General features: G+C 37.1%; 12 protein-coding genes. 4 read left to right on the forward strand and 8 right to left on the reverse strand.

The features are described from left to right. Positions 1-246: 246 nt before the first annotated feature. Positions 247-5,811 carry an alpha-2-macroglobulin family protein gene (locus tag BZG01_RS06460; RefSeq protein WP_101309017.1) on the reverse strand — a complete coding sequence of 1,855 codons (5,565 nt, stop codon included), beginning with the start codon at positions 5,809-5,811 and terminating at the stop codon, positions 247-249. Positions 5,812-5,992: 181 nt separating this feature from the next. Continuing rightward, the gene (locus tag BZG01_RS06465; protein WP_101309018.1) at positions 5,993-7,360 is read right to left on the reverse strand and encodes a DEAD/DEAH box helicase; all 1,368 of its coding nucleotides are present in this window, start codon (positions 7,358-7,360) and stop codon (positions 5,993-5,995) included. A 337-nt stretch (positions 7,361-7,697) separates the two neighbouring features. Here BZG01_RS06465 and BZG01_RS06470 point away from each other — a divergent pair, with 337 nt between their 5' ends. The 4 genes from BZG01_RS06470 (at position 7,698) to BZG01_RS06485 (ending at position 11,490) form a co-directional block, all read left to right on the forward strand. Further along, positions 7,698-8,240, forward strand: coding sequence for an RNA polymerase sigma factor (locus BZG01_RS06470; RefSeq protein WP_101309019.1), 543 nt, complete (start codon positions 7,698-7,700; stop codon positions 8,238-8,240). Beyond that, the gene (locus BZG01_RS06475) at positions 8,224-8,940 is read left to right on the forward strand and encodes a hypothetical protein (protein WP_101309020.1); all 717 of its coding nucleotides are present in this window, start codon (positions 8,224-8,226) and stop codon (positions 8,938-8,940) included. The genes BZG01_RS06470 and BZG01_RS06475 overlap by 17 nt, the downstream gene beginning before the upstream one ends. A gap of 38 nt (positions 8,941-8,978) precedes the next feature. Next, positions 8,979-10,004, forward strand: a complete 1,026-nt coding sequence (locus BZG01_RS06480; RefSeq protein ID WP_101309021.1) for a hypothetical protein — start codon at positions 8,979-8,981, stop codon at positions 10,002-10,004. Between the two features lie 232 nt (positions 10,005-10,236). Next, complete coding sequence (locus BZG01_RS06485) at positions 10,237-11,490, forward strand: S41 family peptidase (RefSeq protein ID WP_180327239.1); 1,254 nt, start codon at positions 10,237-10,239, stop codon at positions 11,488-11,490. A gap of 73 nt (positions 11,491-11,563) precedes the next feature. On the opposite strand, the gene BZG01_RS06490 is transcribed toward BZG01_RS06485, so the two are convergent. The 6 genes from BZG01_RS06490 to BZG01_RS06515 form a co-directional block, all read right to left on the reverse strand. Continuing rightward, positions 11,564-11,806 carry a hypothetical protein gene (locus tag BZG01_RS06490; RefSeq protein ID WP_101309023.1) on the reverse strand — a complete coding sequence of 81 codons (243 nt, stop codon included), beginning with the start codon at positions 11,804-11,806 and terminating at the stop codon, positions 11,564-11,566. 136 nt (positions 11,807-11,942) lie between these two features. Beyond that, complete coding sequence (locus BZG01_RS06495) at positions 11,943-12,647, reverse strand: type 1 glutamine amidotransferase domain-containing protein (protein ID WP_101309024.1); 705 nt, start codon at positions 12,645-12,647, stop codon at positions 11,943-11,945. Between the two features lie 36 nt (positions 12,648-12,683). Further along, positions 12,684-13,676: an NADP-dependent oxidoreductase gene (locus tag BZG01_RS06500; RefSeq protein ID WP_101309025.1), complete on the reverse strand. Its 993-nt coding sequence runs from the start codon at positions 13,674-13,676 to the stop codon at positions 12,684-12,686. Between the two features lie 70 nt (positions 13,677-13,746). Further along, positions 13,747-14,409, reverse strand: a complete 663-nt coding sequence (locus BZG01_RS06505) for an NAD(P)H-binding protein (protein WP_101309026.1) — start codon at positions 14,407-14,409, stop codon at positions 13,747-13,749. 7 nt (positions 14,410-14,416) lie between these two features. Further along, positions 14,417-14,995, reverse strand: a complete 579-nt coding sequence (locus BZG01_RS06510; protein ID WP_101309027.1) for a TetR/AcrR family transcriptional regulator — start codon at positions 14,993-14,995, stop codon at positions 14,417-14,419. Between the two features lie 221 nt (positions 14,996-15,216). Next, the gene (locus tag BZG01_RS06515) at positions 15,217-15,801 is read right to left on the reverse strand and encodes a DUF1287 domain-containing protein (RefSeq protein WP_101309096.1); all 585 of its coding nucleotides are present in this window, start codon (positions 15,799-15,801) and stop codon (positions 15,217-15,219) included. Positions 15,802-15,826: the final 25 nt, after the last annotated feature.

The following is a 15,826-nucleotide window of genomic DNA, read 5'->3' on the forward strand; positions in this document are numbered from 1 at the left end:
ACGACTAATGAAAATGATTAGGCATTAAACACCATGCATAAACCTCGGCAATAGAATTAAGATACTTTTCAAAGAGTTCAAGGAATCTCTCATAATCACCTTCTTCAGAAAATAAATCGCAAGAATTTATCCCACGATTATAAATATGATAATAATTTCCAGACTCTACCGGCTCCATACCTTCTCATTTATTACCTAAATAAATCTGACAGGTGCTTCGCACTCTGTCAGGTTAACCTTTATATTTTACTTTACAACTTCGACCCATTGACCCGGATTGCGGGCATGAATACGATCATCGTACATAGCTTCACAATTTACTGTTGGCAGGTAATATTTTCCAACGTAAGCGACATTCATAGTAATCGAGAAGGTTTTGCTCTTGTTTCTATCCAAGTCAAAATAAGTATACACACGATCGTCACGAATATCCTGATAAGTGGGAACATCAGATTTTACAAGTTCATCAACATCTCCGAAACGAGTATTAACAATCTCCCAACCCGATGGGAATATCTGAGTCAAAGCCATTTGCTCATAATTGTCCATCACACCCGGGTTTTCAATCCGAACTTCTACTTTAAAATCAGTTCCCTGATGCAGGTTTTTCACATCAATCGGATTTCCCTGCATATCTTTGTAAGAAATCTTCATTTTCAGATTCTCCTCGGCAGAGGTCTGGTCACCCGTTGCAGGAATTCCACTCATACTTACCCGTGCATAAAGAACTCCATCGGATAGGTTGTTGACTTTTACACTTGGTTTTCCTGTTTTTAAATCCAAAGGAATTTGAATAAGCGGATTATTGCTCTTTAATTCCTGCATTTCACCACCATTTAGGGAATAGGAAATATTCAATTGCTTTGATTCTCCACGCCCTGCAAATTCTGCCATCCCAATTAAACAAAAGGCGGTTGTTTGTGTACTCATCCAGGACTTACTTGATAATTCTGCTGATAATTTCTGTACCAAAGGAAAAGCCTTAGTTTTTTTATCAAGCAAACTTAAAGTTTCCAGAATCATCGCTCTGTCACGGGTATCAGACCCAAAAGAACCTGAATTTTCACGATAAGCTTCCACTTCCGTTCCCAGATTTTCAATCAGATTCTCTGCAACTTCTGTTTGTCCTATTAAACGATAAGCTGCCGCCAATCTCCATTTTGCAGCTGATGAAAGTTTTGTTTGTTCTCTCATTCTGTTCATTGAAGCCAAGTCAGGCGTTTCAGCTTCGGCAAGAGTATATAAGCGGTATGCCTGCAGTAAATCATGACGGGAATAGTAAACACCACCGCGGTAAGAAGCATTCTCCCAGCTTTTAGCTGCAGATTTTTGATATCGTAACCAGGCAGATTTCAAGCCAATTGGTAAAGTATAGCCCATCTCCTGAGCCTTCAGCATAAAATGCCCTGCATAACTGGTTCCCCAATCACTTTCGTAATCTCCTCCCGGCCAGTAGCTAAAACCGCCGTTTGGCATTTGAAAACTCAACAAGCGATTCAATCCTGCCTGAACGTTTTTAGAAATCCGGGCTTTTTGTTCTGAATCCAGAGTCACTACCTTATCTAAAAATAACTGAGGAAAAACCGACGAAGTTGTTTGTTCAATGCATCCATGAGGATATCCGATAAGGTATTCTAAACGACGGCCAAAATCGATAGGTGGAATATTCGACAATTCCAAAATCCCTTTGTTGGTTCCTTCCATTCCGGGTAGTTTCAATATATTAGCCCAGCTTTCACCTGCTTTTAACAAAGTGTCACTAACATTTACCACACGTGGATTCGGATTACGCACATCCAATTCAATATCATATGTTGTTTTTACATTTCCACTTTCTGCAAAAACTTTTACTTTGGCAACCCCCAATTTAGAAACCACTTTCAAATCAAAATCAATTACCTGCTCTCCCGTTTTTTCAAAAACCACGCTCTTTTCAAGACCGCCTTCGCTGATAAGAAATTCATTGGGTTCAATTCTAACTTTTACATTCTTAATTTTAGGATCCATAGCAAAAACAGTAACGGGTAATTTTACTGATTCGGCAGGACCAACCACTCTAGGCAAGGTTGCCAGTATCATTAAAGGCTTGCGGACCTGAATCGTTTTCTCGGCAGAACCATAAGCTCCCTTATTTCCTGCAACTACCATAGTACGAACAGAGCCAACATAGTTAGGCATGGTAATTTTATGCAATTTACTATCACCGGCATGTAATGTGTAAGGGCCATAAAACATTACCACAGGTTTAAACCGATTTGCCTTGGCTTGCTTCTTTTCACCCAAATCTTCATCACCTCCAATGGCAAATGCTTTTTCCAATCTGGCACCAAATGCCCCCATCACCAAATCGTACATGTCCCAGGTTTTCACTCCAAGAGCTTCGCGGGCATAAAATGTATTCCAGGGATTTGGTGTTTTAAAGCGTGTTAAATCAAGTAAACCATCATCAACAACAGCTAAAGTATACGTCATTGCCTTTCCATCCTTCTCCAAAACTGTCACCTCAAATTCTTTCTCCGGCTCCAACACATCAGGCATTTTAATTTCCGGATTCAATCGGGTATTTGGATCTTCCACCAAAATTGGAATCACACCATACATCCGAATTGGCAAATCGTTCTCGGTTTGAGCATGAGGCTGAACCAAACTTACACTAACATATGCATTGGGTGACATTTCCGAAGTTATCTCAAATGAAAACTCAGATTCATTGGTTTTTGTATCAATCCAAAATGCTTGTAAAACTTTTGCTCCGGTTTCGATACTTACCAAAGCCTTACCCAATTTTGAAGAAGGAATTGTTACTGCAGCTTTTTCGCCAACGCTGTATTTGTCTTTATCAGAAGTAAAAGAAAGCATTGCGGCATTGCCTGGCATTCCTTCAGGAGTCCGGCCATACCATTTCGAAAAATAAGCTGTTTCGCCGGTTGAATGTCCACTTACCGGATCAGTCACCCGAATTAAATAACGTCCGTAATCGTTCCAATCGTTGTATTTTATATTCAGCTTAAATTTCGCTTTTCCCCCTTTGATGCTTACCCTTTGATGCGAAACAATCCGGGTTGATGAGCGGCTAATGTACGAAGCCAGATTTTCCTCGCCTGCATCCCACCACCAACGCCAGTCAATCTTGTAAACTTTCACCTCCAAATCTTTCCGGTCAACAGGAGCTCCGTCGGAATTTACTGTGGCAATTTGAATTTCATGATCTGTGTCCGTTAAATACCATCCTCTCTCCGATTCCGGCATTTTTACCCCAACAAATGACTGATAAGGAGCAAACTTCACTCTTTGCATATCAATACTAAAATCACCGCCTTTTTCAAATACACGGGTTATAAAATTGGCATTCAACATTCCGGGAGCAGATTTGTTTCCTTTTAAATCCAAATCCACAACTGCTTTTCCATTCTGATCTACTTTTCCATCAAAAATTACTTGTTCGTCGGCATAAAATTCTTTCGACGGATCATCAAAAATATAGCGGGGATATTTATCAAATGAGGTTTTAGCTGGAGTCAGCCGCAGGCTGATATTTGATTGTAAATCGCGGGCAATCGCTCCGTGCAGCCATTTAACATCCAGATTAGCTTTTTGATTCGCTGCCGCAGATTTTAAAACTTCAGATTCAAATTCGAGCTTTATTTTTAACCTGTTTGGTTTAACTGTTTCTATTTTTATCGTTTTTGTAAAAGATGCACCTCCTACTTGTATTCTGGCAGACCAGGTTCCTGTTGGTGCATCAGCATCTGTTGAGCAGGTGAATGAATAAAATCCATTGGTTCCACCTGTGCTTATTTTATGAGTAACAGCTTGTCCCTGAGGATTTATCAACTCAAAAACAACCGGATGATTATCTGGTAACACATCATCAGAATCCTCTAAAACAAAAGTCAGGTATAAATTATCTCCCGGACGCCAAACACCACGTTCTCCGTACAAATATCCTTTTATCCCCTTTTGAACTACTTGTCCGCCAACATCAAAATTACTAAGCGAAAGAGATGATCCATCATCCAAACGTAAATACCCCCGCTGAGTTCCTTTTTTTGCAACCAAAAGGAAAGGCTGCCTGTCCAACTGCACTTTAGCCAAACCATCTTTATCGGTTTTACTTCGGGCCATCAGCTGTTTTTGATAATTGTACACTTCCAGTTCAACATTAGCTTCCGGCTCTGCTGTAATCAGATTGGAAACTGCAAAAGTGATCGATTTATCAGTTCCCCCTTTTGCAATAATCCCCAAATCGGAAGCAAATAAATTCCGGCTAACAAACCGTTCTCCGTTATAATAGGATACATGACAAGGATTCTCTTCTTCTCTCCATGTGTATCCGGCAGGATAATAGTAAGACTCATACCATCCCGGCCGATCCCAATCCTGCATTTCTTCCTCTAACTGTTGCTCTGCAACTATATCATCCAGACTATTTAACTGATCCCCGCTTTCCTGTTCTGCTCCGCAGGCATACAATGAATACTCTTTTCTAAAGCGCAATTCAATTCGGTAAATAGATCCTGGTTTCACATCAATGTAATTCGAAATATCCAAGGTGTATGCATTCCACTTACGAAGATCAACAGCACGATTGGTTCCCAAATCGATTCGTTTTTGCAAAATTAAACGGGCTACTCTTCGAATATTACCCGATTCGCCCATTCGGTTATCCTGCAAAAACTGATGTACATTGTTCTCGAATATTTCTACAACTCTTACATCAACAGCATTCAAACTAACAGCCTCGAATGGCAAAATCAATCCTTGCGATGAAGGAGAAATAACTCCTTTTCCGATTAACCGGACTGCAGGTTTAATGTCCTCAAAAGTGAGTTCCATCTTAGTGCTTTTCATCAAAGCGTATTCCATTGCATTTCTAATTCCTTCTTCAAAACTTATTGTTTTGATTCCAGATAACCGATAGCCGGGATAAGCCCTGACTTCATTTCCTTCTACAATAAATTTCAAAGAAGATACTCCGTCAATACGAATTAAACCATTCAGATTTTGATTCTTTTTCAGTGGATCAGAAAAACGAACCGACACATATTGCTCTGGTTGCTGAATCACCTTTGCACTCATCACTTTAAAAACATTTAATGCAGGAATCTCAATTTCTTTCTCCCCTTTTTCATCCACTCCAATGGCTGCCCCGTTCCACACCAAATTCAATTCTCCTTTGTCTTCTTCTCTTTTCAAGCTATCCACAACAAAATGATGCTGTTTTCCATCAGCAGAATGCATCCACTCAATATTTTTTTTCTGAGAATTAATTGTGGCAGCCAAAACCGATTCAATCTCATCATCAACAATTACATCAGCAGTTGTGATGTATCCTTTGTATTTCTGATAAAGCATATCTGTTTTATCGTAAGATTGCAGTCCTTCTCCAGTAAAGGCAAAACTTTGTTTTATGGTTTGAAAATTGAATTTCAGATCGGCATATTTCGCAGGAACCTCCATCAATTTCGATAGCTTCACATTCACTTTATATTCTTTTCCCGATTCCATTCTGATTTCTGGTCGGAATTCAATACAACGAGGATCTTTCCAATATGCTTTTCCCTTTACCGAAGGAGCAATACTCACAATCCCCTCTTCCAATTCCTGACCAGATTCAATCTTTTGATCGTAATCATTTACCAGTCTTATTTGAATCACCGACTCGACAGAAACAACTCCGGAAGTAAAAGCCGAAATATATTGTCCAAAACCAGGATCAACTTTTTGTTTTACACTCTGTTTGTCTTTACAGGAAAACGTCGCAAGGATCAATATTGACAACGAAATCAGGAGGTAGAATTTTTTTCTCATTTTGTAAATTATGCGGATTAATTAAATCAGCATAATATTAAGGATAAGAAATGATTTATCAAAGTTTACAAACGATCATAATCCATACTATTTTTCAATAATAACCGAATTAAAAAAAAGCCGAAAAGGATCTCCTCTTCGGCTTTGCATATATTTTAGAATTAACTTCTATTTCGGTTTCTTACTCAGCTCGTTTCTTGGACGCAGAATTGCCACGTCTCCATTCTTTATTTCCTGAATATGACGGTTTCGAAGAATTTGGCGTTCTCGAAGAACCTGAAGACTTTGAAGAATTCGATGATCTTGAACTGGACGATCTGGATGAATTTGATGGTTTTGAAGATTTAGATGACCTGGGCTGTTGCCTTCTTCTATCCGACTTCACTTCCTCTACAGCATTATCCTCTACTCCACCCGGAAGAAAAGGATGATCCTTAACCACGTCAATATCTTGTCTTATTAACTTCTGGATATCTTTAAGATATGGTTTTTCTTCTGTATCACAGAATGAAATTGCATTGCCGCTCGCACTTGCACGACCTGTTCGTCCGATACGGTGAACATACGTTTCAGGAATATTTGGCAAATCGTAATTTACAACCAAAGACAATTCCGACACATCAATCCCTCTGGCTGCAATATCTGTTGCAACAAGTACCTTTGTACTTCCATTTTTAAAATTGCTTAAAGCAAGCTGTCTGGCATTTTGAGATTTATTCCCATGAATTGCTTCGGCCGAAATACCAGCCTTTTGCAAGCCCTTAACTACCTTATCAGCACCGTGCTTTGTTCTCGAAAACACCAAAGTAGAATCAGTTTCTTCGGTTTTTAAAAGAAAAATCAGCAATTTTGGCTTTGCTTTTTTACTCACATAATAAAGCGATTGCCCTACTTTTTCGGCTGTAGTCTGCTCCGGCTTTACCGTTACTCTATCAGGATTACCTAAAATTTTACCAGCCAAGCTTACGATGCTTGCCGGCATGGTTGCAGAAAAAAACAAGGATTGTCTTCTTTTTGGCAAAAGATCAATAATTCGACGAATGTCATGAATGAACCCCATGTCGAGCATCTGGTCTGCCTCATCCAAAACAAAATACTTAATGTCTCTTAATGAAATATACCCTTGCTGTATTAAATCCAGCAATCGACCCGGAGTGGCAACCAACACATCAACACCTCGGTTTAAAGCCTGTGTTTGTGCGCCTTGTTTCACTCCCCCAAAAATAACTGTATTCAGAATTCCTGTATACTTTCCGTACTCTGAAAAACTATCCTTAATCTGAATAGCCAATTCGCGGGTTGGAGTTACCACCAAAGCCTTAATTTTGCGACGACCTTTTTCTGGTGTTGCATCATTGTAAATATGCTGTAAAATTGGAATTGCAAATGCTGCAGTTTTACCCGTTCCTGTTTGTGCACAACCTAATAAATCTCTTTTGCGAAGTAAAATGGGTATTGATTTTTCTTGAATTGGAGTGGGATGTGTATAACCTTTTTCCCCAATCGCTTTAAGAATGGGATCTATAATCTCTAATTTGTCAAATGTCATAAATGTACTTAAAATTGAACGGCAAAGATAGTCTAATAGTTTGGATTAACAGCAAGCAGAGTAAAATAGCTGATTATCAACGAAATTAAATATCAATTATTCGTTTTTATTTTACTGATACTAAAACAAATCTAGGTTGCTGCAATCTATATTTTTAACATTCTAAACCATTCCATGATTTATATGACTCGTTAGATTTGATCTAAGTAACAAAGGTTTTCTTCAAATAGTTTTAATGCAACGATCCTTCCTCAAATTAAAAATTATTTTTCTCAGGCAACCTTTTGAAATGAATCTGCATTATTAAGTTTGTAGGAAACAATTATGATCTCTACTTGTGAAAAAATTAATAAAAGCTCTTAAAAATAAAAACCCAAAAGCTCAGGAACAGCTATTCAAACAGTATGCTGATTACTTGTATCGTATTTGCTATCGATATCTAAACAATCGAGACTTATGTCAAGACGTACTTTCCCAGAGTTTTTTAAGCATTTTTAATAGCATTGGAAAGACCAACATTCAAGAAGAGAATCTACTAAAGGCCTGGATGAAAAAGATCGTGATTAATCAATCTCTCATGGAAATAAGAAAGAACATTCGGTTTTCGGACACTTTAGAATTGATTGAAGATATAGAAGAATCAGAACTAACAAGTGATGAAAAATTACTGGAAGACGATTTAATACAGATGGTATTGAATCTGCCTGATGGTTACCGAACTGTTTTCAGCCTGTACGCAATTGAAGGCTATAAACATGAAGAGATTGCACAAAAGCTTAACATTGCCGTTGGAACATCAAAATCGCAATTGAGCAAGGCTAGAAAATTATTAAAGGAAATGATTTCAAAAACAGAGGTGAGATATGAAGCAATCCGTTGAGAAAAAAATAAAGAATGCATTCGAATCTTGGGATAATAAAAATAATTTCGTTGGTTTCGACAAAACTGCTCTGTGGAGTTCCATACAAATGCCCCACAAAAACAAGACCTTTGCCTGGTTTAGGGTTGCATCGATTGCTATTATCCTAATCTTAATGGGGGGTTTGAGCTATTCTTACCGAGTAAATCAATGCTTACAAATAAGCCAAGATCAATTAAGAATTGAATTGAATCAGGCAAAAGCACGTATACCTCAAGTTGCACAAAAAGAAGTTGAGACAAAGATCATTTATAAAACACAGATCAAAACAGTTGAATCAGAACAGGCGAAAACAGCCTTGACTAATCTATCTGAAAAACTGGAAAGTATTACTTCTAACAACACAGTCTTAATAAAACAATTAAACGAACAGCAACTTGTAAACAATTCGTTAAATGACAGCATTATTAGTCTGAAAAATTATTTAGACGAAACGAACAAATGGTATGCTCAACAATTAAAAAACAGTGAAAATAAAAACCAAGTAAAAGGGCTATCGATTGATATTAATGAAGAAGCTTTAATGGCTTTATCTAAAAACAATTCAAAACTTAAAACCACAACAAAGAATCCAAACAGGAAGTTTAAAATCACATTTAAAAATAACTCACGTGAATCTGAAACATCGGCACCATTGTTTAAAGACCTCACGATGAAATAATCATAAACTCGGTTCATTCACTTCTTAAAAGAAAACACATGACAAATAAAATCATACTACTTAGCGGACTTCTATTTCTATTTTCGATAAAGATATTTGCTGCCAATGAAAACAAATTTCATTCTGATACCATTCGCATGCAGATGCCCAATGAAACCACCATTGAAAGCAGAAGCACTTATGATGGCAAACATGATTTGGCAGGGAATCTAGAAATCAAAGATCTTCTAAATGTTTTCCTTACACGCTGGGCTGTTTTAAACATTGCAGAACTAGAAGCGAACAAAGCCATTCTTATTAAATGTTCTACAATAAAGGAGTATGATAAAGATATCCTACACACAATCACAATAGAAGAGATTGCCTCAACCATGAGCATTTCTTTTCCTACAGATACGGCTATTGCATTGGTAATAAAAGGCAACAATAAACTTGAATTAAACTCGAAAGTTGCCATTTATTTTAACACGATGAAGCAATTAGAAGAACTTACAAAATATGACTTCTCGCAAATTCTAAAAAATACAGACCAACAATTAAAAAAGAAAAGTGATTGGTACCTTAAAGCTTCTCCTTTTGTTGCTTGGGTAAAAGTAAACGAAGACAATTCCGCAAAACTGCTTCACCAAATAAATACGATGGCAACTACAAACGATCAAATTATTCTGAGTGCAGGCACTTCTCTTGAAAATGTTAAAGGAACTTGGAATGGTAGTTTTTATACCCGTATGACAGTACAACTAGGGAACAAAAACTTAGCCAAACAAGCTTTTTCTCTAGGCTATGAATGGATGTACGATTTCTCATCAGGTAAAGAAAACATCAATCATTGGGTAGATTTGGGGTATCAACGTAATTTTTCTAAAAATCCGAATAAAGGAGACTGGTACGGGTTAAATTTAGGGTATTTAGCTAAACAAAATGGAGATTTATTTGAAAAAGACTCTTTTCGCTTGGGTATAGAAAAGAAAGTAACCGAAAATATAAGTATTGTTCCTCAAATCTATTTTAACGATTTTTTCAAGAATCCGTATCCTGGTTTTAAAATCAAGATTCACTTGTAGGCTATAAGAACACATAAATTAGCTAAGTTATTTTAAATCTATAATTTCAAGAGATGGCTCTTCGTTTGATGAGCCATTTCCGAACCCTTGATCCCCAAAATCATACAAATTCGAATCAGAACAAATGAACAAATTATATTTTATCATACTGGTTGCAATAAGCGTATCTAGTTGCCAATCTATCAAAATTACCGAAAGTACTGACTACTCAACTTATTTAAAAAATGATAAGATGATCATCACAAAAGATAGTCTTCTACACACAAAAGAGTTGATAAAAAAGTATCATCCCAATCCATTTAATTCAATATCCGAAGCTAAATTTGATTCCTTAATAGATGAAATCTCTAAATCTTTTCCGACTGATTTTATTCCCGAGACAGAATACATCTACCAGTATCGAAAAGCTTTTGATAAAATCACTAATGGAGATCCTCATTTTCTAATATTGCCTCAACTAAGAAGATATCCAGAATACAAACTCAAGGGCAAACACATTAGAGTTTGGCCATTTAAAATGCTATGTATCAATGATACTCTTATAATAGACCAATCAATCTCTCCCGAATTACAAAAAGGAGATCAAATTATTTCTATCAATGAAAGATCTGCAAAAGAGATTGTGAAATACACCTATCATCATCGTTTTCTCGATTCTCCTTTTACACAAGCCCAAAATCATTTTTGCTTTGCGCCAAACTACAAGATTCAATTCCTAAGAAAAGGCCAAAAACACAAAATTAAGATACCCGGAGTTCCTTTGAACAAGTATAATTTTAAAGAAAAATACTATCCAGAAACAATCTATAGCGATTACGAAACAGGCTATTTTGGCATTAAGAACTTCGACAACAACAAATTCATGATTAAACAGCTGGCAAAATTCATAACAAAAGTTCAATCCAAAGGTTATACTAATATCATTATTGATGTTAGAGATAATCCGGGAGGAAATGGAGATCGTTTTGATGAATTAATATCCCTTTTTACCGACAAGGATAGCATCGGCTACCAAAGCGGATCACAAGTTATGGTCTCAAAAGCAACACTTGATTATGGCTTTTCTGAAGACTCAATTGGAAAAGTTTGCAACATGCCCGAAGCAAATATTATAAAATCTTGTCCTCTGGATAAATCAAAGTATGCTGGAAAGATGAATTATTATGTGTTGGTAAGTGAATATACTGCTTCGATGGCATCAACCTTTGCCAATATCATGCAGTACAATAAATTTGCCACATTAGTAGGAGAACCATTGGCTCATAATGCTCTTAGATATGGAGAGATTACAACTTCTGCCTTTAATAATTCCTTACTTGTTATTTCTACTGTAGAAATAGACGAATACAGTAATCAAAAAAATGGCATTATTATGCCTGATGTGTTTATTCCATATAGAGCTGAAGAATATAAAAACGGTGGCGATCCTGTTTTGGAAAAATGTTTGGAATATATCACCCCAAATAAATCTTTAAGTTACAAGTAACCTCAAATGTATACAAAACAAAATCCCCCTTGAGTTGTTGTACTCTCTGGGGATTTATTATTTTATTTTGCTTCTATTTCTTCGAAGAATCGGATGAAGGAGAAGCCTTTTTCTTAATATGTATCAGTTCCATTTTGCGGATTCGTGCGCGAATGGCTCCCTTGGTACGTTTTAATTTAATAGCCATTTCACCAACAGGAACACCATCAAAAAACAGATTAATCAATTCATCATCATCCTTTCTTGACCAAGGATTATAGGCCTGCTTATTTTCTTTTTTAATCTTCTTGATGGTATCGAAATCGTCCTGGTCCATGGTTTTAAATTGTTTGATGGTATTGTCTTTAGCACAAAGATAGTCAGAAGAATCTATTTTGAAGAGAAAGAGCCACCAAATGAAATGAATTCACTCAATGGCTCTTGATTTATTTAAAACCGATAAAACAATCAGTTTACTTCTTTTGAAGCATCTTTAACAGCATTTCAGCTACAAGTGCTGATGATGCCGGATTCTGACCGGTAATTAAATTACCATCCTGAACGGCATAAGCAGCCCAATTATCACCTTTGCTGTAAATACCTCCATTTTCCTTCAACATGTCTTCTACCAAAAAAGGAACAACCTTAGTCAACTGAACAGCTTCCTCTTCTTCATTGGTAAATCCGGTCACTTTTTTGCCTTTCACCAGGAATTCACCTTGTGCATTTTTCACATGTCGCAAGGCTGCCGGTGCATGGCAAACAAAGGCAATTGGTTTCTTAGCCGCATTAAAATCCTCAATCAATTTTGCAGAAGTTGCATCTTCCGCCAAATCCCAAAGAGGACCATGTCCGCCAGGATAGAATACAGCATCGTAATCTTCAAAATTGATATCTGCCAAAGCAATGGTTTCATTAATCTTTTTCTGAACTGCCGCATCTTCGTTAAAACGCTTGGTATCTTCGGTCGCATTCTGCGGCAAATCCGAAGTTGGATCGATTGGTGCAACACCTCCCTTTGGAGTTGCAATTGTTATATCAACCCCCTGATCAACTAATGTATAGTAAGGATTGGCAAATTCTTCTACCCAAAATCCTGTTTTGTGACCTGTATCTCCCATTTGAGAATGAGAAGTCAGCACGAATAATATTTTCAAAGCTCCTGTTGTTATCGTCATATCTATTAAATTTAAACCTGTTTATTTTTCTTAAAATTATATTTTCACAATCATTTTTCCCTTGTTCTTTCCTTCGAAAAGATCAAGAAAAGCCTGTGGCGTATTTTCAAATCCTTCAACAATTGTTTCGGTAGATTTTAATTTTCCTTCCTGCAGCCATTTTGCCAATTGAGGAATTGCTTCTCCCCATTTTTCCATATAATTGGATACTACAAATCCTTGCATCAGTACCGAATTCTTAATCAGTATGGGCTGAACTCTGGGTCCCATTGGTACGCTGGTCGCATTATACATCGAAATTGCTCCGCAAACAATGATTCGTGCAAAACGATTCAAATTCATCATCACACCATCTGAAATTTCTCCGCCTACATTATCGAAATAAACATCTACTCCATTAGGACAAGCTTCTGCAATTGCCTGACTCATGTTCCCGGCTGTATTGTAATTAATTGCAGCATCGAAACCAGATTCAGAAACCAGTTGTTCCACTTTCTCGTCGCTGCCGGCAATCCCAATCACGCGACAGCCCTTCAACTTTGCAATTTGTCCCACAATGCTTCCCACAGCACCTGCAGCTCCCGAAACTACAACGGTCTCTCCTGCTTTAGGCCTGCCAATTTCCAACAATCCGAAATAAGCAGTTAAACCTGTCATTCCCAACACACCTAAGTAAGAAGATAATGAAGCTTTCTTTGCATCTACCTTTAACAAGCCTTCGCCTTTAGATACCTGAACCTCTTTCCATTCCAGTAAGCCTGATACAAAATCACCTTTACTGAAGCCAGTCAATTTTGATTCAACAACTTCAGCAATCATACCCGAGCTAATTGCTTTATTTAACTCGAATGGCTCGATATACGATTTACCTTCCATCATTCTTCCCCTTAAGTAGGGATCAACAGAAATATGTGTTGCTTTTAAAAGTATTTCTCCTTCTGCAATTTGTGGCTGTTCTTCAGTCACAAATTTAAAATCGGATAATTTTGGTACGCCTACCGGTCTGCTTTTTAATTGTATTGTTTGCATCTTATTTTGTTTTTTATATTAATGAATGTTCATTCTCTTTCGAGGATAAAAAAAGCCTTACCTATGAACTCTACAGATAAGCACCAATCTCTTGTATTTTGTCTGATTCAATTATTTTATAATCTGGTTTTGCCTGCGCCAAAGCGTGTAATGCATTTGCAATTGTCTCTGCCTCAATTGCCCGGTATTTTTTCCATTTTCCCAATAAAAACGGACTTAGCACTTTCATGATAATCGATCCAATTTTTTCACCCAATCGATCTTCATCTCTTTTCCCGTTAATTAAAGAAGGCCTTAAAATATAGGTATTTGCAATCTCCTGACTTAAAACAGCCTGCTCCATTTCTCCTTTTGTTTTGTTGTAGAAGATATTGCTCCCGGCATCTGCACCTAAGGCTGAAATTACAAGGAAACTTTTAATTCCATTTGCCTTAGCCAAACTTGCAGCTGTCGCAGGAATACCAAAATCAATCTTCCTGTAAATGGTTTTATCCTTCGTTTTCTTAGCAGTAGTTCCAATGCAGCAAAATACTTCATCGCCGGTGAAATCCTTCTTAAATTCTTCTAAACTAAGCAGGTCTCCAATAAACTCTTTTAACTTGGGATGAACCAAATCTAAACCTCGGCGGGTAAAAATTTTCACTCTCGTATAGGCTTCATCTTCCAAAAGCCGGTTCAACAGAAGCTTCCCTGTTAATCCGCTTGCTCCCAATATGATTGCTGTCTTTCCCATAAGTGTATTATATTCGAATGCTATCCCAGGCGGACTGAAATGCCTGTTCCAAACTTTCTTGATTTATCTGGTAAAGGCCGCGTTTTTGCATATTCATTAAAAAGGCCAATGGATTGATGGCATAAGCATAGAGAATATATGGCGAAACATCTTTAATGATACCTTCCTTCTGTCCCCTTTCCCATAAATCCAGCAAGGGCTGTAAATGCTTCAACCCTTCCTGTACGCTGACCTCATCGATCATCGTTGTGTTATCGCACTGCGATAAAAACCATGCTTCCTCAACCTGTTTCAACTTATAATCAGCAATATTGTACCAGATAAATTCAAAGGCTTTTTTTACGGGCATATTTTCAGAATAATCTTTAAATGCCTGCTTGGTATATGATATTTTCAGTTCCAGATACAACTGATTGATCAGATCCTGTTTGTTTTCGAAATAAATGTAAATAGTTGCCGGTGACACATTGGCCATCTTGGCTATTTTAGACATTGGAGCATCATGAAAGCCGTTATTATTCACCAAATTCAAGGTAGCTTTTAACAACGCATTCCGTTTCTCCTTACTTTTTTCTCTGATTGCCATATTGGAAATTCTGATTTGATAGTCTTTTTTGATTTTGATGAAACAAATATAAAATAAATAATCCGCAAAGTGAATGAACGTTCACTTATTTTAACATTTAAAATATAAAAACCCGGTATCAGAGGATTTCAGAAGTATTCTATGCAGGAAAATTAATATACAGAATAAAAAGAAGCTTGTAATCTCCACTTCTAAGACTAAACAAGGAAAACAACAGGCAATTAGTTTGTATCGGAGTAGGTGTAATGCCCAATAATCGGAAACTCAAATAAACAATCCTCAATTACCTGACCAGCGCCAATGTTGTGCACTATTAAGAAGCGTTTACCATCTCTGGATTTTTTATTAATTACGATACCAATGTGTGTTATAGCACCACCTAAATTCCAGCAAACAATATCGCCCGGAGAATAATCAATGGAATTTTGACTTAATGGTTTCTCCTGTCCGTTTCGCTCAAAAAATTTCATCAGGTTGGGTACTCTTCGGTGATCAATATTGGTATCGGCATGTTTCAAACCCCAAATTGCCGGATACAAACTAAAATTAGCTTTCATATCCTCATGAACCTCCTTCTGCAAATCGATTCCCAATTTTCGGTAAGCACGAATTACAACATCAGTGCAAACGCCTCTATCCGCAGGAATATCTCCGTTGGGATAAGCTATTGAAAAGTAAGAAGCATCGTAGATTACTCTCTGTTCGGTTAACTTTATTGCTTCATCTGATAAGCGCTCCGAAAAAATTTGCGCCTTACATGTAATTGAGAGAAGACAAAAAATCAGTACATAAAAAAGTAGTCTCATTTGTGAATGTATCAGGTTTCTATTT

The organism is Labilibaculum manganireducens, from assembly GCF_002843385.1.
GTDB lineage: Bacteria > Bacteroidota > Bacteroidia > Bacteroidales > Marinifilaceae > Labilibaculum > Labilibaculum manganireducens.